A 19,300-nucleotide genomic window follows, 5' to 3' on the forward strand; every position below is an offset into this window, starting at 1 on the left:
CCCGTGCGCCCCCGCCACCCGTGGGCTCAGACTGGTGGGTGACCGATGCTGCCGGCGAGGCTGGGAGAGGCATGCTGCTGGGACTCACCACCGCCCTGGTCGCCACCGTCTGCTTCGGCTTCGGGGCGGTCGCCCAGGCGCGCGGAGCGCGGTCGGCGCCGCGGGCGGACCGGGTGCGGGCGGGGCTGCTGGCCGCGCTGCTGCGGTCCTGGCAGTTCATCCTCGGCACCCTGCTGGACATCCTGGGCTTCGTGCTGAGCATCGTCGCCCTGCGCAGCCTCCCGCTCTTCCTGGTCCAGGCCGTCACCAACGCCAGCCTGGCCGTCACCGCGCTGGCCGCCGTCTGGCTGCTGGGCGCCCGGCTGGGCCGCAGCGACGTCGCGGGGATCCTCGCCGTGGTCGCCGGCCTCTCCCTGCTGGCCCTCGGCTCCGGTGAGGAGGGCCGCGAGTACGCCCCGGCGGCCTTCCACTGGGCGCTGCTGGCCACCACCGCCGTGATGCTGCTCGCCACCCTCGTCCTGGCCCGCCGGGACGGCACCGCGGCGGCGGCCGGGCTCGGGCTGCTGGCGGGCGTGGGCTTCGGGATCACCAGTCTGGCGGTACGCGTCCTCGACACCTCGGGCTTGGCCGGGGTCCTCACCGACCCCGCCGCCTACGCCCTGGCCGTCGGCGGCCTCGGCGGCTACCTCGCGTACGCCCTGGCCCTCCAGCGCGGCACGGTGACGGCCGCGACCGCCGCCGGGACGGTGGCCGAGACCTTCGGCCCGGCCCTGGTCGGAGTGCTGTCGCTGGGCGACGCCGCGCGTCCGGGCTACGCCTGGTGCGCGCTGACGGGCTTCGCCGTCGCGGTGGGAGGAACGTTCCTGCTGTCCCGGTTCGGCGAACTGGAGGGCGAGTCCGCGGAGCCGTCCGCCAGGCCGGCGGACGCCCGCACCCAGCCGGTCGTACCACCCCGGTAGCCCGGACGGCTCTGCCGTGCGAAGGTGACTTGCCGGACAAAACGGACGGTGGATCGCCTACGGAGCGGCAGGTGCGCGATGGCGGAGGAAGCCCAGCCCGGAACCCGACGGCCGGGAACGACCGGCCGGCCCGTCGTGCTGATCACCGGCGCCTCCTCCGGCATCGGACTCGCCACCGCCACCCGCCTGGCCGACGCCGGGTGGCACACCCTGCTCTCCGGCACCGATCGCGCCCGCCTCGACGCACTCGCCGAGCGCACCGGCGGCAGCGCCCTGCCCGAGGACCTCAGCAAACCCGACGGCCCCGCCCGGCTCGCCGAGGCCGCGCTCGCCGAGACGGGGCGGGTGGACGCGCTGATCGCCAGCGCCGGCCTCGGCTGGCGCGGCCCCTTCGCCGAGACCCCCTCCGACACCCTCGACCGGATGATCGAGGTCAACCTCGCCGCCCCGCTGCGGCTGGTCCGCCACCTGCTGCCCGGCATGCTGGAGCGCCGCCACGGCCGGATCGTGCTGCTCGGCTCGATGGCCGGACAGGTCGGCGTGCGCGACGAGTCGGGCTACTCGGCCACCAAGGGCGGGCTGGCGATGTTCGCCGAAAGCCTCTGGTACGAACTGCGCGGCACCGGGGTCGGCGTGCGCCTGGTACTGCCCGGCGCGGTGGACACCCCGTTCTTCGACCGTCGCGGCACCCCGTACCAGCGCGCCCGGCCGCGCCCCGTCCCGGTGGAGCGGGTCGCCGACACCGTCCTCGCCACCATCACCACCGGGCGCGACCGCCTCTACGTCCCGCACTGGCTCGGCCTCCCGGCCCGGATCCACGGCGTCGCACCCGGCGTGTTCCGGCGGATGGCCTCCCGCTTCGGATGACCGCCCGGGCGGCCACGGCGCTGGCCGCCGCGGCCGGCGCCCAGTTCCTGCACCTCGCCCCGGCGGCCGTCCGCCTCCCCCCGGTGCGCCGCACCCTGGCCCGCCGCACCGCCGGGTACGGCACCGACCCGCGCCACCTCGCGCTGACCTTCGACGACGGCCCGGACCCGCGCAGCACTCCGTACGTCCTCGACGCGCTGGACGAACTCGGCGTCCGCGCCACCTTCTTCCTGCTCGGCACGATGCTGGAACGCGCCCCGGCCCTCGGCCGCGAGCTGGTGCTGCGCGGCCACGAGGTCGCCGTGCACGGCTGGCACCACCGGCAGCAGTGGTACCCGGCGCCCGCCCGGGACCTGCGCGAACTGCGCCGCGCCACCGAGGCGGTGGCCGCTCTCTGCGGCGCCCGCCCGGTCTGGTACCGCCCGCCCTACGGCGTGCTGACCGCCGGCCCGGCCCTCGCCGCCCGCCGGCTCGGCCTGCGCAGCGTGCTGTGGACGGCCTGGGGCCGCGACTGGACGGCCGAGGCCACCGGCGAGTCGGTCTACGCCACCGCCCGCCCCGGACTCACCGGCGGGGCGACGCTGCTGCTGCACGACTCCGACTGCACCTCCGCCCCCGGCTCCTGGCGCGCCACCCTCGCGGCCCTCCCGCTCATCGCCGCCCACTGCCGCGCCCACGCCCTCACCCTCGGCCCGCTGCGGGACCACGCCGTCCCGCCCGTTGCCCTCCGGCCGGTCCGGCTGGGACGATCGGTACGCCGCGCCCCCCGCGGGGGCGGGCGCGCCGACGACGGGGGAGACGACCATGCCTGATTGGACCGGCGGACTGGCCCACGCGATCGCGGCCACCGGTCTCGCCGCCGCGGCCCTGGCCGGGGCGACGGCCGCGCACGACGGGAGCAGCCCGTCCGCCGGGGCGAGCGCGGTCGCCCAGGACAACCCGAAGCACGTCACCACCGGCGCGGAGCCGGACGACGGCGCGCTCCTCCTCCCGGGCGCGTCGAGCGGTCAGTAGGCGAGCGGGCTCTTCAAACCCCCGCAGGCGGGGGTTTGAAGACGGGCCCTAAGGAGCGTGGGCCGCAGCAGTCACGCGAACGACGGCCACCGGTCGGCGGCCCACTCCCGCCAGTCGACCCAGCCGGGCGGCGGGCCGGCGACCCTGCGGCCCTCCAGCTCCGCCGCGTCGGGCTCCTCAAAATGCGCCCGCCCGTGCAGAATGTCGGCCTCGGACATCGGCAACGTCTCCTCGGGGGTGGTCGCCCAGCGGTGGGCGATACGGGCGCGTTGGGTCTCCTCGTCCACCGGCAGGTAGACCATGCGGAAGCACGCCTCCTCGGCCTCCACCAGCCAGCAGATCGCAGACCGTTCGTCCCGTGACCAGCAGCCGTAGTCCACGACGACGTTGGTGCCCAGTTTGACCGCCTCCAAGGCGAGCCAGAGCATGCGCCCCTCCAGCACGTCGCGCTTCCCGTCCGCCTCCGCCGCGCCGAACAGGGGAATCATCCAGTCGTCGGGCGTCAAACGCAGCGCGCCGTGCTCCGCGGCGAGCTGCCGAGCCCGCGTGGTCTTTCCGGCCCCTGGCAGGCCGACCATCAGGAACAACGTGGTCACACCCAGATCGTGGCAGGGACGCCCATCAGGCGACCACCGTTTTATCCGCCCGATCACAGGCTGGGCCACAGGCGGAGGGGGCCACGGTGACAGTGCCGTGGATCGTCACATGATCCGTCGGACAGGACCTGGGCGGACGGGCGGTAGGCGGCGGGGAACCGGGGCTCGCTAGCCGAGCCCCGCCCGCTCCAGCGCCGCCCCGAAACCCTTGCGCCACCCCTCCGGCGAGGCCCCGGCCGACGGCTGGGGCTCCGGCCGGCCCAGCGCGGCGAGCGCGTTGCGGACCACCTCGGCCGGCCGGGCGGTGGCGACGTCGGCGTGGCCGAGTTCCAGCTCGTGCTGGAGGTTGTCCCGACCGTGGCCCTGGACGACGTCGAGCAGCAGCAGCCGCCGCCCGAGCGCCCGGGCCTCGCTGCAGGTGTCGCCGGAGCTGGTGACCACCAGGTCCGCGGCCGCCATCAGCGCGGGGATCCGGTCGGTGTAGCCGAACGGGTGCAGCCGGGGCCGGTTGCGGGCGGCCGCCCGCAGCCGCCGTTCCAGTTCGCCGTTGCGCCCCGCCACCGCGAGCACGTGCGGCCCGGCCGCGGCGAGCGAGGCGGCGGTGCGGGCGATCGGCCCGAGCCCCCAGGAGCCGGACATCAGCAACACGCAGTCGGCCTCCGGCGGCACGCCCAACTCGGCGCGTGCCGCGGCCCGGTCGGGCGGCCGGTAGAACGGCCGGCGCAGCGGCGCGGGCACCACCAGGATCTCCGCGTCCGGGCGGTAGCGGCGCACCGCGCAGGCGGCGACCTCGGAGGTGACGAGGAACAGGTCGGTGCCCTCCTGCACCCACAGCCGGTGCGGCGTCACGTCCGTGCAGAACACGAAGTGCCGGAAGCCGCGGTCGTGCAGTTGGTTGACCGCCGAGGTGGCGGTGGCGAACACCGACACCACCAGCTGGGGGCGCTGAGCGGTGATCAGCTCTCGCAGCGCCGGGACGAGCCGGGCGCGGGCCGCCGCGTCGGCGAGCAGGGCGAGCCGCGCCCCCGGGCGCAGCGCGGAGAAGTGGAAGGCGTCGTAGACACCGGGCAGGTCGAGCAGGCGGCGGAAGACGGCCTCCCCGGCCGCGCCCGAGCGTTCTCCGAGCAGGCCCATCGCGTCCACGGTGCGGGTGGTCCAGCCGCGTTCCCGCAGGGTGTCCGCGCAGGCCTGGGCCATCACGTCGTGGCCCTGGCCGAGCGAGCCGGAGACCAGCAGGGCGTGCGGCATCGGGGCGGCCCCGGTCAGCCGGCGGCGGGCGTGGCGGCCCAGGCGCGGTACCAGTCGGCGTACCGGCGCACGCCGTCGGCGAAGTTGGTCCGGGGGGACCAGCCGAGCAGCCGCTTCGCCTGGGCCGAGGAGATCCGCCGTCCGGCGTAGTCGGCCTTGCGGCCGTCGATGTGCTCGATGGTGACCGGCCCCAGCAAGCGGTCGACGGTGTCGGCGATGTCGCGCACCGAGACGGCCGTGGAACCCTCCAACGCGAAGGTCTGGTCCTCGGCGGCGGGGGAGAGGGCCCGGACGTGGGCGTCGGCGAGGTCCTCGACGTACACGAAGTTGCGGCTCTGCCGCCCGTCCCCGGCGATGGTGATCGGCCGGCCGGCCAGCGCCGCCTGCACGAACCGGGCGACCACCAGCTCGTCGCGCATCCTCGGCCCGTAGGGGATGCCGTAGCGCAGGATGGTGAAGTGCTGCCCGTACAGCTCGCGGTAGCTGTGCACCAGCATCTCGGCGGCGAGCTTGGTGGCCACGTACAGGTGCCCGCTGTGCTCCAGCTCGATCGGCACGTGCTCGTCCAGCTCCTGCTCCCCGCCGTCGAGTTGGTCGTCGGCGAGGGCGGCTCCGTAGACCCACACGGTGCTCGCCAGGACGGTCCGGCTCAGGCCGCTGCGCCGGGCGGCCTCCAGGACGGCCTCGGTGCCGTCGATGTTGACGCGCACGGCCCGGACGGGGTCGGCGCTGACCTGTTCGACGTCGGCCATCGCGGCGAGGTGGTAGACCACCTCGCTGCCGGCCAGCGCGGAGGTCAGCGCCGGGAGGTCGAGGACGTCGATCCGGGCGTGTTCGGCGTCCGGGTTGAGGTACTGGTCGGTGGTGTCCACGGCGAGGACCTCGTGGCCGGCCGCGATCAGGTGGTCCACGACGTGTGAGCCGATGAACCCGCAGCCACCGGTGACGGCTATCCGCACGGTCTTGCTCCCTTCGCTCCGGCTACCCGGCCATCCGCCGGTGCACCGCCGAGACGGCCTCGATCACCAGCTCCGCCTCGTCCTCGGTCATGTCGGAGTGCACCGGCAGGCAGACCTGCCGGGCGCACACGTCCTCGGCCACCGGAAGGGGACCGTTCCGGTACGGGGCGAACACCGGCTGCAGGTGCAGCGGCAGGTCGTACACCTCGCCGGACAGCCGCACCCCGTACTCCTCGGCCACCGCCCGCTTGAACGCGGCGCGGTCGACGCCGGGCGCCAGCAGCGCCACGTACTTGTAGTAGTTGCCGCGGCAGCCAGGCGGTTCGAGCACCGGCTCCAGTCCGTCCACGGCGGTCAGCGCGGCGTCGTACCGGCGGGCGACGGCGCGGCGGGTCTCGATGAACTCCTTGAGCCGGCGCAGGTGCACCGCACCGATGGCCGCGTGCGGCTCGCTCATCCGCCAGGAGTAGCCGAGCCGGACGTGGTGGTTGGCGCCGAAGGAGCCTTTGCCCTGGTCGCGGTAGATCCTGGCCTCGTCCCGCAGCTCCGGCGACTCGGTCAGGATCATCCCGCCCTCGCCGCTGGTGGTGACCTTGGTCGGGTAGAAGGAGAAGGCCCCGGCCAGGCCGAAGGTGCCGGCGGCGCGGCCGTCGTGGCTGCTGCCGTGGGCGTGCGCGGCGTCCTCGATCAGCGGGACGCCGCGCTGGTCGCAGAGCGCGCGCAGGGCGTCCACCCGCGGGGTGACCAGCCCGCCGATGTGGACCAGGACGACGGCCGCGGTGTCCGGGGTGAGGGCCGCCGCCAGCGTCTCGGGGGAGAGCGCGAGGGTGGCCGGGTCGACGTCGGCGAAGACCGGACGGCCGCCCGCGTGCACCACCGCACCGCCGGTGGCGTAGAAGGTGACGGCGGGGACGACCACGTCGCGGCCGCGGACGTCGACGGTGCGCAGGATCACCTCCAGCGCCGCCGTTCCGCTGCTCATCGCCACGGCGTGCGAGGCGCCGTGCTCGGCGGCGAAGGCCTGCTCGAAGCGCTCGGTCCACGGCCCGAGGGTGAGCGCACCGGTGGTGAGCATCTCGGTCACGGCGTCGGCGACGGCCGCGCGGTCGTTCTCGTCGAACACGATGCGGGCGGCTGGAACGCCCATGTGGCACCTCCGGCGGCGGGCTGGGGTCAGCACCGATCGGGACGGATCCTCCCGAACCGTACGGAAACGGTCGGGCCAGGCACATCACGCTACTGCGCCCGGGCGGCCCCGGCCCGTCGTCGCCCCCGCACGGGTGATGCCCGGCCGCTCCCGGCTGCTCCCGCCGCGGACCACCGCCCCGTCCCGTCCGCCGCCGGAAGGAGTGCCGACTGCTCCCGGCGCAGGGCGTGCGCTCCTCCGTACGGGGGAGCGCCGTACTGCGTCCGCAGTACGCAAACGGCCTGCGCTGGGACGACGACGGAGCAGGGGGCCGCGATCAAGGATTGGCCATGCTGCGGGCGGACCAGGTCCGCCTCCCGCGAACCCGTGCCCGAACCCGTCCCCGAACCGTCTCCGAACCGTCTCCGAACCCCGATCCACCGAAGGAGTCCGCTCTCCCGTGGCCACGTTCCTCTACCGCCTGGGCCGATGGGCCTTCGTCCGGCGCCGGCTGGTGACCTTGCTCTGGGTCGCCGTGCTGGCGCTGTGCGGAGTCCTCGCGGCCAAGGCGCCCGCCGCCCCCGACGACGGCTTCTCGATGCCGGGCACGGAAGCGCAGAAGGCCTTCGACCTGATGAACGAGCGCTTCCCCGGTGGCCACGCCGACGGGGCCTCGGCGCGCCTGGTGTTCGTCGCGCCCTCCGGTCAGAAGATCACCGCCCAGGGCAACCAGCAGGCCGTGGAGAAGACGGTCGCCGAGCTCGCCCACGCCGAGCACGTCACCGGCGCGGTGGACCCGTTCAGGACCCAGGGCGCCGTCTCCAAGGACGGCACCACCGCCTACGCGACGGTCAACTACGCCGTCAAGGCGGGCCATCTGTCCGAGGGCGCCACCGACGCGCTCCAGCAGGCCGCCCAGCACGGGCGGGCGGCCGGGCTCACGGTCGAGGTCGGCGGCAACGCCCTGATGGCCAAGCCCGAGACGGGCGGCAGCAGCGAGGCGATCGGCATGGCGCTGTCCGCCGTCGTGCTGGTGATCACCTTCGGTTCGCTGGTCGCCGCCGGCCTGCCGCTGCTCACCGCCGTGATCGGCGTCGGCCTCGGGATGGCCCTGATCACCGCGCTCGGCAGCACGCTCGGCCTCTCCTCGACCACGGGCACCCTGGCGATGATGCTCGGCCTTGCGGTCGGCATCGACTACGCGGTCTTCATCGTCTCCCGCTACCGGGCCGAGCTCGCCGAGGGCCGCAGCCCGCAGGAGGCGGCCGGGCGGGCCGTCGGCACCGCCGGCTCCGCGGTGGTGTTCGCCGGGCTCACCGTGGTGATCGCCCTCGCCGGGCTCTCCGTGGTCGGCATCCCTATCCTCGCCAAGATGGGCATGGCCGCCGCCGGCACCGTCGTCATCGCCGTGCTGGTCGCGCTGACCCTGGTGCCGGCGCTGCTCGGCTTCATCGGCCGCAGAGTGCTGCCCCGCAAGGTCCGCAAGGCCGAGGGCAGGCTCCGGTTGGCCGGGGCCAAGGAGAACGGCGGCGCCCGCTGGGCCCGTTTCGTGCTCCGCCGCCCGCTCGCCGTGCTGGTGCTCGGCGTGATCGGCCTCGGCGCGCTCGCCGCTCCCGCGCTCGACCTGCGGCTCGGCCTGCCCGGCGACGAGGCCAAGCCGACCTCCACCACCCAGCGCCGTGCCTACGACCGGCTCTCCGAGGGCTTCGGCCCCGGCTTCAACGGCCCGCTGACCGTGCTGGTGGACGCCAAGGGCACCGCCGATCCCAAGGCCGCCGCGGCCGAGGTCGCCAGGGCCGTCTCCGGGCTGCCCGGCGTGGTCGCGGTGACGCCGCCGATGTTCGACAAGGCGGGGGACACCGCCCTGGTGAACGCCGTACCGGCCACCGGCCCGGCCGAGGCCGCGACCAAGGACCTGGTCCACGCCATCCGCGGCCACGCGGCCGGTCTGAAGGCCTCCACCGGGGCGACCGTGCTGGTCAGCGGTACGACGGCGATGAACATCGACGTCTCGCAGAAGCTCACCGACGCTCTGCTGCCCTACCTCGCGGTGGTCGTCGGCCTCGCCGTCCTGCTGCTGCTGGTGGTCTTCCGCTCCGTCCTCGTGCCGCTCAAGGCCGCGCTGGGCTTCCTGCTCTCGGTGGCAGCCGCGCTCGGTGCCGTGGTCGCGGTGTTCCAGTGGGGCTGGCTGGCCGACCTCATCGGCGTGGAACAGACCGGTCCGGTGATGAGCATGATGCCGATCTTCATGATCGGTGTGGTCTTCGGGCTCGCCATGGACTACGAGGTGTTCCTGGTCACCCGCATCCGGGAGGCCTTCGTGCACGGCGAGCAGCCCGGTGAGGCCATCGTCACCGGCTTCCGGCACAACGCCCGGGTGGTCACGGCCGCCGCCTTCATCATGATCGCCGTCTTCGCGGGGTTCATCGGGATGAGCGAGCCGATGATCAAGATGATGGGCCTCGGGCTCGCGGCGGCCGTCGCCTTCGACGCCTTCGTGGTCCGGATGACCCTCGTCCCGGCTGTCCTCGCCCTGCTCGGCCGCCGCACCTGGTGGCTGCCGCGCCGGCTCGACCGCCTGATACCGGACGTCGACGTCGAGGGCAGCAAGCTGCACACCGTCGCCGCTGAACCTGCTCCGGTCCGGGAGGCCGTGACCGTCTGATCCCGGTTGCAGCCCGGCGCCTCCGGCTCCGCCAGCTCCGCCGGATCGCCAGCTCCGCCGGATCGCCCGCTCCGTCCGGCTCGCCCGGCCGCCGGGCGGAGCGGGCGGCGACGCGGCTCTGCGGGCCGCTGCCCGAAGCCGTTCGGGCCGGGCCCTGCCCCCGCTAGGGGAGCGGCCCGGCGGCGGCCGGCCCGGACACCGGTTCGACCCCAACCGTTACCGTTGCTGTTCGGGCCGCCGCTCGGCGGCGGCCCCCAGCGGCCCGCCGCGCCCCGCCCGGGCGCGGCGCGGCACGAGAACTGGCGGAGCTCGGCCGAGGGTGCGGCCAGGGCCCCGACCGGAGGCCCCCGACCGGAGAGCACGACCATGAGCGACACCTGGCAGCGCCTGCGCCGCGACCACCCCCGGCTGCTCGACGCCGTCGGCGGCGCGGCGCTGATCGCGGTGACCGCCCTCGGCGCCACGGTCGACCAGACCGGTGGGCACCTCACCCGACTCGACCCGGCCACCGGCGCCCTCGCGCTGATCGCCGCCGGCGCCGTCTTCCTCCACCGCCGCCACCCCCGCGCGGTGGTCGCCGTCACGCTGCTCTGCACCATGCTGCTCACCCTGAGCAGCCCCCGGCTCACCCCGATGCTGGCCACCCCCCTCCTGCTCGCGCTCTACTTCCTCGCCGTCCGCACCGACCGCGCCACTGCCCTGCGCGCCTCGATCGTCACCGCCGTCCTGCTCACCGGGACGACGCTGCTCTTCGGCCACGGCGGCGCGATCGGCGAGCGGATCGGCGTCCTCGCCTGGGCCCTGCTGCCCGGCGCACTCGGGGACTCCATCCGTAACCGCCGCGCCCAGCTCGCCGAGATCCGGCAGCGCGCCGAACACGCCGAGCGCACCCGCGAGGAGGAGGCACGCCGCCGGGTCGCCGACGAGCGCATCCGGATCGCCCGGGACCTCCACGACGTCGTCGCCCACCACATCGCCCTCGCCAACGCCCAGGCCGGCATCGCCGTCCACCTCATGGACAGCCACCCCGTCCAGGCCCGCGAGGTGCTCAGCCACATCACCGACGCCACCGGCTCCGCCCTCCAGGAGCTGCGGGCCACCGTCGGCCTGCTGCGCCGGGCCGAGGAGCCGGCCCCGCTGGAGCCCACCCCCGGGCTGGACCGGCTGCCCGAGCTGGTCAACACCTTCGAGCGGGCCGGCCTGCGGGTCCGGCTCACCGTGGAGGGCGAGCCCCGCCCGCTGTCGCCCGGCGTCGACCTCACCGCCTTCCGGATCCTCCAGGAGTCGCTGACCAACGTCGCCAAGCACGCCCACGGCGCCGACGCCGAGGTCGCCCTCTCCTACAGCGGGAGCCGGGTCGCCGTCAGCGTCGCCAACGGCCGCCCGCCCGCCGCCGACCGCGTCCGCACCGTCCTGCTGCCCCGGCCCGCCCCCGGTGAGAGCGGCTTCGGCCTGATCGGCATGCGTGAGCGGGCCGCCGCGGTCGGCGGCCGGCTCACCGTCGACCGGCGCCCCGACGGCAGCTTCCTCGTCCTGGCCGAACTGCCGCTGCGCACCGGCGCCCGTGACGACGGCGCTCGTGACGACGGCGCCGGTGCGGATGGCACCGCCGGGCAACCCGACCGGGCCACCCGTCCCGGGCCTCGGCCCGAGCCCGGCGGCCCGGCGCGCCCCGCCCGCGCCACCCGGCGGGACTGCCCGCTGCGGCCCGACCGCGGCGCCGCCCGGACTGACCGCGCCGCCCAGGCCGATCGCGTTGCCCGGAGCGATCGCGCCGACCACACCGCCGGCTCGACGCGCTCCACCGGGACCGACCTCCCCCTTCCGCCCGACCGCACCGCCCCGAAGAACCAGGACCCCGCATGACCATCCGCGTGTTGCTCGCCGACGACCAGGCCCTGCTGCGCGGAGCCTTCCGCATGCTCATCGACGCGGAGGAGGACATGGAGGTGGTCGGTGAGGCCGCCGACGGCCGCGAGGCGGTGGAACTCGCCCGGGCCACCAAGCCGGACATCGTCCTGATGGACATCCGGATGCCCGGCGCCGACGGCCTCGGCGCGACCGCCGAGATCTGCGGCGACGCGGAGCTGTCCGGCACCCGGGTCCTGATCCTCACCACCTTCGAGATCGACGAGTACGTGGCCCAGGCGTTGCGCGCGGGCGCCGGGGGCTTCCTCGGCAAGGGCGCCGACCCCACGGAACTGCTCGCCGCCGTGCGGACCGTCGCGGCGGGCGACGCCCTGCTCTCGCCCGCCGCGACCCGCGCGGTGATCGACCGGTTCCTCGCCCAGCCCGGGCCGGCCGCCGCCGAGGCCTCCGCACGGCTCGCCGTGCTGACCGCCCGCGAGCGCGAGGTGATGTCGATGGCCGCCACCGGGCTCACCAACGAGGAGATCGCCGAGCGGATGTTCGTCAGCCCGTTCACCGTCCGCACCCATGTGCACCGCGCGATGGCCAAGCTCGACGCCCGCGACCGGGCCCAACTGGTCGCCATCGCCTACCAGTCCGGGCTGGTGCCGCCCGGCCGTCCGGCCTGAGCGCGATCGCGCCCACAGCCCGCAGCCCGAAGCCCGCAGTCCGAAGCCCGCGACAGACCGGGCGCGCTGAGCGTCCGTCACATCGCCGGCGGGCCGACCGCTCTGGGGACCGGCCTGCCCGAAACGACCTCCGAACTGATGTGTCAGCCAGTAGTCTGCCGGTGACTCAGAATGAGGAGGGTGTTCGTGGAAACCAAGGACACGGCCGGCGAGGTGCGGGTTCTCCAGCCGTTGCCCGGGCGTACGGAGGACGGGTCGCAGGCCTTCGAGCTGCGGCTCGCGCGACTGCTCCTCCTGCTGGGGGTCGAGGTGGCACCGGGCGCGGACTACCAGGGCGCGGCCCGGTGGGAGGTCCACAAGGCGCTCGCCGGGCGTTCCGAGCTGCCCGAGGAGTACTTCGAGGCGCTCATCGAAGCCGCGGTCCACGACCCCAATCCGAGCTTCAACCGCCGCTTCGTCGAACCCGCCCTGATCGCCTTCGGCCAGCGCCGGGTCCGCCAGGCCCTGCTCGAGCGCCTGCGGACGGGCACCGATCCGGAGCGCGCCGGCGCCGCTCGGGCCTGGTACTGGACGGCCCTGTCGGTCGCCGGCGGCCGCAACGCGACCGCCGACGAGGGCGCGGCGGTCCGGGACAGCTGGAACGCGGCCGCGCTGCGGGAGTTCGTCGCCAACGAGGACCTCGACGTCCGCCGCTGCATCCTTCCCGGGCTCCCGCTGGTGCCGCGCGCCTACCCGGCGGAGCTGCACCCCCTGGTCGAGGTGGCCGTCTCGATCGCCCGGTCGCACCCGGACGAGTACCTCCGCCACCGCGCGGAGATCCAGACCGGCCTGTGAGCCGGCTGTCCCGCCGAACCGGCCCGGCCCGGTCCGTCCCGGCCGCCCGCCCGGCCGCTCCGCCCGCCCGGCGAGGCAAGGCGAGGCGGTCGGCGGCGCGGGCCAGGCCGGGCCAGGCCGTTGGCGAGGGCTCGGTCAGCCGGCCTTCACGGTGATGTCGCCGATGTCCGTTCCCAGGTCCAGCTTGTAAGCGCCGTTGGGGTCGTTCTGCACGCCGATGTGCTTCTCGCCGATGTCCGTCCCGGCGCTGACGTGGTAGGAGCCGGCCGGCACGGTGAGGTGGATCTCGCCGTTGGAGGTCCTGGCCTTGACGTCCTGGGCCTTGCCCGGGGTGAGGGTGATCCCGCCGTTGTCGGTCTTGGCCTGGATCCGGTCGCCCTTGAGCGAAGTGCCCTTGATCTCGCCGTTGTTGGTGCGCACGTCGACGCCCCCGGAGGCCTGGTCGACCGAGATGTCACCGGAGTCGGTGTGTACCGACACCTCGCCGACCTGGGAGAGGTGGACCCCGCCGGAGGAGGTGCCGCCGCTGACCGGCAGGCCCGGCGGCACCTCGACGGTGTAGTCCACCGAGCAGTTGCGCCCGCAGCCGCCGAGCACCAGCACCCCGCCCTCGACCCGGGTGGTCGCGCCCGGCTTGTCGCTGCGGTACTCGATGCTGCGGTGCACGGAAACGCCGCCGGCGCCCGGCTTGCCGCGGACGGTCACGTCCCCGGAGGAGTTGTCGAGCTTCACGGCGGTGATCCTGTCGGTGACGGTCGCGTCGTCGCTGAACTTGGTGCCCACCGGGTTGCAGGCGGTGAGCGCCCCGGCGGCGAGCCCGGCGACCACGACGGCCCCGGCGTAGCGGCGGAAGTGGAGCATGGTGTTCCCCCCATGTCATGCGCGTTCGTCGCGTGATGGCCCCGTATGACCGGCCCTGTCCCGAGCCGTCCCCACGACGGTAGCCGGGAGGCACCGGCCCGGTCGGTGGTAATAACCCCCCAATCCGCTGCCTTCCGTCGGCCCGGGGAGTCCCGGCCGCCGAGGCCGGGGTGGCCCCGGATGTCCCGTTCGTCGCGCCACCGGGCCCGTACCGGAGCAGGATGGAAGCTCCGGGCTGTGCAGCCGCGGCAGACGCGACACGGGAGGTTCGAGGCCGTGGGGATCGCTATGGCAGACATCCGAGAGTGGCGCGGCCACCATGTGGTCGACGAGAAGGGCCACCGCATCGGCACGCTGGAGTCGGTCTACGTCGAGACGTCCACCGACGAGCCGTTCTTCGCCACCGTGACGGTCGGGGTGATGGGCCGACGTCGCCTGGCCTTCGTCCCGTTGGAGGGAGCGGTGGTCGGCCCGGACTACGTGCGGGTGGCGTACCCGAAGAGCAAGGTCAGCAAGGCCCCTGCGATCGGCACCGACGACATCCTGCCGGCCACCGACGAACCCGAGGTCTTCGCCTACTACGAACTGCCCTACGCGCCCGGTGCCTCGGGAGAGCGCCGGCTGGCCCGGCGCTGATTCGCGGCGGGCGGGGCCGCGACGGATCGTCCGTCGCGGCCCTTCGGCCTGCCCCGGTGGTCTGACGGCGCTTCCGCCACGGTGTTCCCGAACCGCCCGATGCTCCGTCACGCGGCGTTCACGTCCCGGTCGCTGGTCTTCGGATGAATGAGGGGCGCCCACAGTTGTACAGCCAACTATGGGCACTCTCCCCTCCCAGCCTCCGTGACCAGCCGCGCGTGGCCCCGGTACCCGTCCCCCGGCGGACCGTGCCCCGGCGGCGGACAGGACTACCGTGGCCGCAGGCAGCGCCCTGACCCTGACCTCGTCCAGCAGCCCCGCCGAAGGCGACCGGCTCAGCTTCCACTGGACCACCGACACCCCCGACGCCAAGAACTGGGTCGGCATCTACGACGGCAGCCGCCGGCCCGGCACCGGTTCCTCACTGCTGTGGAAGTACACCCCCGGCACCTCCGGCGACGTCCAGCTCGACACCTCCGCGCTGACCGGCGGCCCGTACACCGCCTACCTGCTCGCCAAGGACGGCTACGGCGTCCTGGCCCAGTCGGCCCCGTTCAGCTTCCGCCCCAAGCCCGCGGTCGTCCGCCCGCACGCCGCCGTCGACTCCTTCACCGCCACCCCCGTCGCCCCGGGCGCGGCCGTGCGGATCAAGCTGGGCGGCCTCTGGTGCCGCCCGGCCGGGAACGCCGCCGGCTCCGCGAGCTACCGCAAGATCGGCGGCGCGGCCTGGGCGTCCGTCGACGCCGCCGGCACGCTCACCGGCACCGCCCCCGCCACCCCGGGCCGGAACCCCGAGGTGGTCGTGGTCGGCGTCAAGGACAGCACCGGCGCCACCGACACCCTCACCGTCCTCGTCCCGGTCACGGATCCGGCGGCCCCGCCCCGGCTCAAGGCCGCCAGCTGGAACCTGCACGACGCGGGCGCCGCCTACGGCGACGCGCTGGAGAAGCAGCTGCGCGTCGTGCTCGCCCAGGGGCTGGACGTGGTCGCGCTCCAGGAGACGGCCGGCGAGCGGGCCAGGACGCTGGCCAACGCGCTCGGCTGGTACGCCCACCAGAGCGCGGGCAGTGTCGGCATCCTCAGCCGCCACCCGCTGACCGACCTCACCCCGGCCACCGCCGAGCTGCCCGCCGTCGCCGCCACCGTCCAACTCCCCGGGGGACGCAGCGTCCGCTTCTGGGCCGCGCACCTCGACGAGACGGGCTACGGCCCGTACGCCGTGCAGGACGGCAGCAGCGCCGACCGGGTCACCGCCGCCGAGAACACCTCGACCCGGCTGAAGCAGGCTGAGGCGCTCGCCGACGCGGTGCGCGCGGACCTGGCCCGGCACCTCCCGGTGGTCCTCGGTGGCGCGCTCTCCTCGCCCTCCCACCTGGACTGGACGGCCGCCACCGCCGCCCACAACGGCGTCGGGGCCGTCAACTGGCCGGTCACCGCGGCCCTGCAGGCCGCCGGGCTGACCGACAGCTTCCGCGAGGAGAACCGCGACCCGGTCAAGCACCCGGGCACCACCTGGTCACCCACCCGCAAGCGGCGCGGTGACCGGCCGGAGCCGCAGGACCGCATCGACTACGTCCAGTACGCCGGCCCCCTGAAGCTGGTCGAGGCGCACACCCTGGTCGCCGACTGGCCGCAGCCCGAACCGAACTCCGCGGTCAACGAGTGGCCCTCGGACACCGCCGCCGCCGTCGCCACCTTCCAGCTCTGAGAGGCCAGTCCGTGATGCCCGAGCTCTCCCGCCGCACCTTCGTCGGCGCCACCGCGGCCGTCGGCGCCACCGCCCTGACCGGTCTGTCCGCCACCCAGGCCGCAGCCGCCCCCGCCGGCGGCACCGCCCTCACCGGGACGATCAAGGACGTCAAGCACGTCGTCGTCCTGATGCAGGAGAACCGCAGCTTCGACCACTACTTCGGCACGCTGAGCGGCGTGCGGGGCTTCGGGGACAAGCAGGCGCTCCAGTTCCCGGACGGGACCGACGTGTTCCGCCAGCCCGACAGCCGCCGCAGCGACGGCGGGGTGATGCTGCCGTACCGGATGGACACCGCCAAGTACAACGCGCAGAACGCCGGCGGCCTCGCCCACGACTGGGCGACCGGCCACCAGGCCATCAACAACGGCGCGATGAACAAGTGGATCGCCGCCAAGGGCGAGCGCACCATGGGCTACTTCACCCGGGACGACATCCCCTACCAGTACGCCCTGGCCGACGCGTTCACCCTCTGCGACGCCTACTTCACGTCGCTGGCCGGCCCCACCGACCCCAACAGGCTCTACCTGTGGACCGGCACCGCCGGCCCCGGCCGCGACGGCACCACCGGCCCCTGGATCGACAACACCCCGGTCACCGACAACCCCGTCGCCGACTGGACGACCTACGCCGAGCGGCTGGAGGCGGCCGGCGTCAGCTGGCGGGTCTACCACAACCCGAGCAAGGACGACCGGACCGGCGACTACGACGACAACGCCCTCTCCTACTTCAAGCAGTTCCACGCCTTCCCGCACGACGACCCGCGGTACGTCAACGCGATGACCAAGTTCGACCCGAGCGACTTCGACCGGCACTGCAAGGACGGCACCCTGCCGACCATCTCGTGGCTGGTCGCGCCGTACCTGTTCTCCGAGCACCCGGAGGCCGGCCCGGCCTACGGCGCGCACTGGGTCGACCAGGCGCTGCAGTCGCTGATGTCCAACCCGGACGTCTGGCGGCACACCGTCTTCCTGGTCATGTACGACGAGAACGACGGCTACTTCGACCACATGGTCCCGCCCACCCCCGAGCCGGGCACCCCCGAGGAGTTCGCCCAGGGGCGCGCCATCGGCCTCGGCAACCGCGTGCCGCTCTGGGTGGTCTCGCCCTGGTCGCGCGGCGGCTGGGTCAACTCCCAGGTGTTCGACCACACCTCGGTGCTGCGCTTCATGGAGCTGGTCACCGGCGTCGCCGAGCCCAACATCTCGCCCTGGCGGCGGGCGGTCTGCGGCGACCTCACCAGTTGCTTCGACTTCGCCGCCCCGGACCACTCGCTGCCGAAGCTGCCGGACACCAACGCCCTGATGGCCAAGGCCGACGCGGGCGCCAAGCTGCCCGGCGTCGCCCTCCCGGCGGTCGGCACCCAGTCGATGCCCGTCCAGGAGCGCGGCGAGCGCCCGCACCGCCCGCTGCCGTACCAGCCGTGGGCCGACGTCTCGGTGGACCGCGTGAGCGGCAAGGTCACCTGCGTGATGAGCAACGACGGCTCGGTGGCGTTCCCGTACACCGTCTACCCGAACATCCTGCTCCCGTTCGCGGGCACCCCCTACACCGTCGCCCCCGGTGCGAGCGCCACGTACGTCTGGGACGCGGCCGCCACCAACGGCCGGTACGACTTCACCGTGCACGGCCCGGACGGCTTCGTGCGCCGCTTCGCCGGCACGGTGGTGCGGGACGGGCAGGACGGGCAGAACGACGTCGGCGTCCCGATCGTCACCGCCGACCTGCACGGCAACCTGAAGCTGACCCTCCAGGTGGCCAACGACGGCATGACCGACGTGGGCTTCACCGCCGCGCCCAACGACTTCGCGGGCACCGCGCGGACGGTCTGGGTCAGGCCCGGCCAGCAGGTCGACCTCGCCTGGCCGCTGGACGCCCAGGGCCGCTACGACGTCGTCGTCACCGCCCACACCGGCCGGCGCTTCGTGCAGCGCTACGCGGGCTGGGTGCACTGACGCGGGACGCGGTACGCGGCCGGCCGGTCGGCCCGGCCGGTCGGCCCGGCCGGGGGCGCCGATCCGGTGACCCCCGGCCGTGGCTGGCCCGCCGTGGCGGAGCCCGCCGTTACCGTCGGGCGCATGCAGAAGATCACCACCTTCCTCTGGTTCGACGACCAGGCCGAAGAGGCCGCCGGCTTCTACACCTCGCTGTTCCCCGACTCCGGGATCACCAGGGTCACCCGCTACGGCGAGGCCGGCCCCGGCGCGGCCGGTTCGGTGATGACCGTCGACTTCCGGCTCGCCGGCCGGGAGTACACCGCCCTCAACGGCGGCCCCGAGTTCAGGTTCACCGAGGCCGTCTCGCTCCAGGTGGAGTGCGAGGACCAGCAGGAGATCGACGAACTCTGGGCCGGGCTCACCGCCGACGGCGGTCAGGAGGGCCCGTGCGGCTGGCTCAAGGACCGCTACGGGCTCTCCTGGCAGATCACTCCGCGCATCCTGCTCGACCTGATCGCCGACACCGACCGGGCCAAGGCCGACCGCGTGATGGCGACCATGCTGCGGATGGGGAAGATCGAGATCCAGCCGCTGCTCGACGCGGCCGGGGGCTGACACGGTGACCGCCTTCACGCACCGCAGCATCCTCTACCTGCGCGCCGACCCCGAACGCGTCTGGCACGCGCTCACCAACGCCGACGAGTCCGGCGTCTACTGGGGCCACCGCAACGTCTCGACCTGGCTGCCCGGCGCCCCCTGGGAGCACCAGCGGGCCGACGGCTCCGGCATCGCCGACGTGATCGGCGTCGTCGAGGTCGCCGTGCGCCCGTACCACCTGGTCACCAGCTGGGCGGGACCGCAGGAGCAGCGCCCGGGCGGCCCCTCCAGGGTCAGCTTCGTCATCCAGCGCTGGCAGGACCTCACCCGGCTCACCGTCACCCACGAGGACCTCGCGGACGAGACGGAGCGGGCGGACGCCGAACAGGGCTGGTCGGCGGTGCTGTCCAACCTCAAGACCTACCTGGAGACCGGCCACCCGCTGCCGCAGCAGCCCTGGCTGATGCCCTGATTCCCCGGCACCCCGGTGCCCCGATACCCCGCGCCCTGACGCCCCGGCGTCCCTGATGCCCCGTGCCCCTGGCGCCCCGGTACCCCTGGTGTCCCGGCGTCCGCCGGCCCCCGGCAGCGGGGCACCGGCAGCGGGGCACCGGCAGCGGGGCCGCTTCGCCGCCCAGCTGGACTTCGACCCGGCACCCGAGGTGGTCGCCGCGATGACGGCGATGGCCGAGCGGATCACCATCGTCTCGGCCGAGC

18 protein-coding genes are annotated in these 19,300 nt (G+C 74.5%); 13 read left to right on the forward strand and 5 right to left on the reverse strand.

Features of this window, described 5'->3' with window-relative positions:
• Nucleotides 1–71 precede the first annotated feature (71 nt).
• From ABT247_RS05815 to ABT247_RS05830, 4 genes are all read left to right on the forward strand, one after another.
• Entirely contained in the window at nt 72–959 is an 888-nt protein-coding gene (locus ABT247_RS05815; protein ID WP_350738508.1) for a hypothetical protein, read from the forward strand.
• A 78-nt stretch (nt 960–1,037) separates the two neighbouring features.
• Entirely contained in the window at nt 1,038–1,826 is a 789-nt protein-coding gene (locus ABT247_RS05820) for an SDR family NAD(P)-dependent oxidoreductase (protein WP_350738511.1), read from the forward strand.
• A complete protein-coding gene (locus ABT247_RS05825; RefSeq protein WP_350738514.1) occupies nt 1,823–2,638 on the forward strand; it encodes a polysaccharide deacetylase family protein in 816 nt (271 codons plus the stop codon). The genes ABT247_RS05820 and ABT247_RS05825 overlap by 4 nt, the downstream gene beginning before the upstream one ends.
• Nucleotides 2,631–2,840 (forward strand): hypothetical protein, encoded by a 210-nt coding sequence (locus ABT247_RS05830; RefSeq protein ID WP_350738517.1) that lies wholly within the window; start codon nt 2,631–2,633, stop codon nt 2,838–2,840. Before ABT247_RS05825 ends, ABT247_RS05830 begins: the two co-directional genes overlap by 8 nt.
• Before the next feature lie 71 nt (nt 2,841–2,911).
• On the opposite strand, the gene ABT247_RS05835 is transcribed toward ABT247_RS05830, so the two are convergent.
• The 4 genes from ABT247_RS05835 to ABT247_RS05850 form a co-directional block, all read right to left on the reverse strand.
• Nucleotides 2,912–3,436 (reverse strand): P-loop nucleotide/nucleoside kinase family protein, encoded by a 525-nt coding sequence (locus ABT247_RS05835; protein WP_350738520.1) that lies wholly within the window; start codon nt 3,434–3,436, stop codon nt 2,912–2,914.
• 168 nt (nt 3,437–3,604) lie between these two features.
• On the reverse strand, nt 3,605–4,684 hold the full coding sequence (locus ABT247_RS05840) for an MGDG synthase family glycosyltransferase (protein ID WP_350738523.1): 1,080 nt from the start codon (nt 4,682–4,684) through the stop codon (nt 3,605–3,607).
• 14 nt (nt 4,685–4,698) lie between these two features.
• On the reverse strand, nt 4,699–5,643 hold the full coding sequence (locus ABT247_RS05845; protein WP_350738526.1) for an NAD-dependent epimerase/dehydratase family protein: 945 nt from the start codon (nt 5,641–5,643) through the stop codon (nt 4,699–4,701).
• Between the two features lie 22 nt (nt 5,644–5,665).
• Nucleotides 5,666–6,790: a DegT/DnrJ/EryC1/StrS family aminotransferase gene (locus ABT247_RS05850; RefSeq protein ID WP_350738529.1), complete on the reverse strand. Its 1,125-nt coding sequence runs from the start codon at nt 6,788–6,790 to the stop codon at nt 5,666–5,668.
• 439 nt (nt 6,791–7,229) lie between these two features.
• Between ABT247_RS05850 and ABT247_RS05855 the strand changes: the two genes are divergently transcribed.
• The 4 genes from ABT247_RS05855 (at nt 7,230) to ABT247_RS05870 (ending at nt 12,805) form a co-directional block, all read left to right on the forward strand.
• Nucleotides 7,230–9,434, forward strand: a complete 2,205-nt coding sequence (locus ABT247_RS05855; protein ID WP_350738532.1) for an MMPL family transporter — start codon at nt 7,230–7,232, stop codon at nt 9,432–9,434.
• Between the two features lie 366 nt (nt 9,435–9,800).
• A complete protein-coding gene (locus tag ABT247_RS05860; RefSeq protein WP_350738535.1) occupies nt 9,801–11,300 on the forward strand; it encodes a sensor histidine kinase in 1,500 nt (499 codons plus the stop codon).
• Nucleotides 11,297–11,971 (forward strand): response regulator transcription factor, encoded by a 675-nt coding sequence (locus tag ABT247_RS05865; protein ID WP_350738538.1) that lies wholly within the window; start codon nt 11,297–11,299, stop codon nt 11,969–11,971. The genes ABT247_RS05860 and ABT247_RS05865 overlap by 4 nt, the downstream gene beginning before the upstream one ends.
• A gap of 186 nt (nt 11,972–12,157) precedes the next feature.
• Nucleotides 12,158–12,805 (forward strand): hypothetical protein, encoded by a 648-nt coding sequence (locus ABT247_RS05870; RefSeq protein WP_350738541.1) that lies wholly within the window; start codon nt 12,158–12,160, stop codon nt 12,803–12,805.
• Between the two features lie 135 nt (nt 12,806–12,940).
• On the opposite strand, the gene ABT247_RS05875 is transcribed toward ABT247_RS05870, so the two are convergent.
• A complete protein-coding gene (locus ABT247_RS05875; RefSeq protein WP_350738544.1) occupies nt 12,941–13,666 on the reverse strand; it encodes a DUF4097 family beta strand repeat-containing protein in 726 nt (241 codons plus the stop codon).
• Between the two features lie 288 nt (nt 13,667–13,954).
• Between ABT247_RS05875 and ABT247_RS05880 the strand changes: the two genes are divergently transcribed.
• From ABT247_RS05880 to ABT247_RS05900, 5 genes are all read left to right on the forward strand, one after another.
• A complete protein-coding gene (locus ABT247_RS05880; RefSeq protein ID WP_350738547.1) occupies nt 13,955–14,302 on the forward strand; it encodes a PRC-barrel domain-containing protein in 348 nt (115 codons plus the stop codon).
• 274 nt (nt 14,303–14,576) lie between these two features.
• On the forward strand, nt 14,577–16,010 hold the full coding sequence (locus ABT247_RS05885; protein WP_350738550.1) for an endonuclease/exonuclease/phosphatase family protein: 1,434 nt from the start codon (nt 14,577–14,579) through the stop codon (nt 16,008–16,010).
• A gap of 14 nt (nt 16,011–16,024) precedes the next feature.
• Nucleotides 16,025–18,004, forward strand: a complete 1,980-nt coding sequence (locus ABT247_RS05890) for a phosphocholine-specific phospholipase C (RefSeq protein ID WP_350738553.1) — start codon at nt 16,025–16,027, stop codon at nt 18,002–18,004.
• Between the two features lie 123 nt (nt 18,005–18,127).
• Nucleotides 18,128–18,601, forward strand: a complete 474-nt coding sequence (locus tag ABT247_RS05895; RefSeq protein ID WP_350738556.1) for a VOC family protein — start codon at nt 18,128–18,130, stop codon at nt 18,599–18,601.
• Nucleotides 18,602–18,605: 4 nt separating this feature from the next.
• Nucleotides 18,606–19,055: an SRPBCC domain-containing protein gene (locus ABT247_RS05900; protein WP_350738559.1), complete on the forward strand. Its 450-nt coding sequence runs from the start codon at nt 18,606–18,608 to the stop codon at nt 19,053–19,055.
• Nucleotides 19,056–19,300: the final 245 nt, after the last annotated feature.

Origin of the sequence: Kitasatospora sp. NPDC001539 (assembly GCF_040298565.1) — a bacterium.
GTDB lineage: Bacteria > Actinomycetota > Actinomycetes > Streptomycetales > Streptomycetaceae > Kitasatospora.

Coding starts and splice junctions, on each gene's coding strand:
- ABT247_RS05815 (WP_350738508.1), top strand. CDS start 72: ATGCTGCTGGGACTCACCACCGCCCTGGTCGCCACCGTCTGCTTCGGC.
- ABT247_RS05820 (WP_350738511.1), top strand. CDS start 1,038: ATGGCGGAGGAAGCCCAGCCCGGAACCCGACGGCCGGGAACGACCGGC.
- ABT247_RS05825 (WP_350738514.1), top strand. CDS start 1,823: ATGACCGCCCGGGCGGCCACGGCGCTGGCCGCCGCGGCCGGCGCCCAG.
- ABT247_RS05830 (WP_350738517.1), top strand. CDS start 2,631: ATGCCTGATTGGACCGGCGGACTGGCCCACGCGATCGCGGCCACCGGT.
- ABT247_RS05840 (WP_350738523.1), bottom strand. CDS start 4,684: ATGCCGCACGCCCTGCTGGTCTCCGGCTCGCTCGGCCAGGGCCACGAC.
- ABT247_RS05850 (WP_350738529.1), bottom strand. CDS start 6,790: ATGGGCGTTCCAGCCGCCCGCATCGTGTTCGACGAGAACGACCGCGCG.
- ABT247_RS05860 (WP_350738535.1), top strand. CDS start 9,801: ATGAGCGACACCTGGCAGCGCCTGCGCCGCGACCACCCCCGGCTGCTC.
- ABT247_RS05865 (WP_350738538.1), top strand. CDS start 11,297: ATGACCATCCGCGTGTTGCTCGCCGACGACCAGGCCCTGCTGCGCGGA.
- ABT247_RS05875 (WP_350738544.1), bottom strand. CDS start 13,666: ATGCTCCACTTCCGCCGCTACGCCGGGGCCGTCGTGGTCGCCGGGCTC.
- ABT247_RS05880 (WP_350738547.1), top strand. CDS start 13,955: ATGGCAGACATCCGAGAGTGGCGCGGCCACCATGTGGTCGACGAGAAG.
- ABT247_RS05890 (WP_350738553.1), top strand. CDS start 16,025: ATGCCCGAGCTCTCCCGCCGCACCTTCGTCGGCGCCACCGCGGCCGTC.
- ABT247_RS05895 (WP_350738556.1), top strand. CDS start 18,128: ATGCAGAAGATCACCACCTTCCTCTGGTTCGACGACCAGGCCGAAGAG.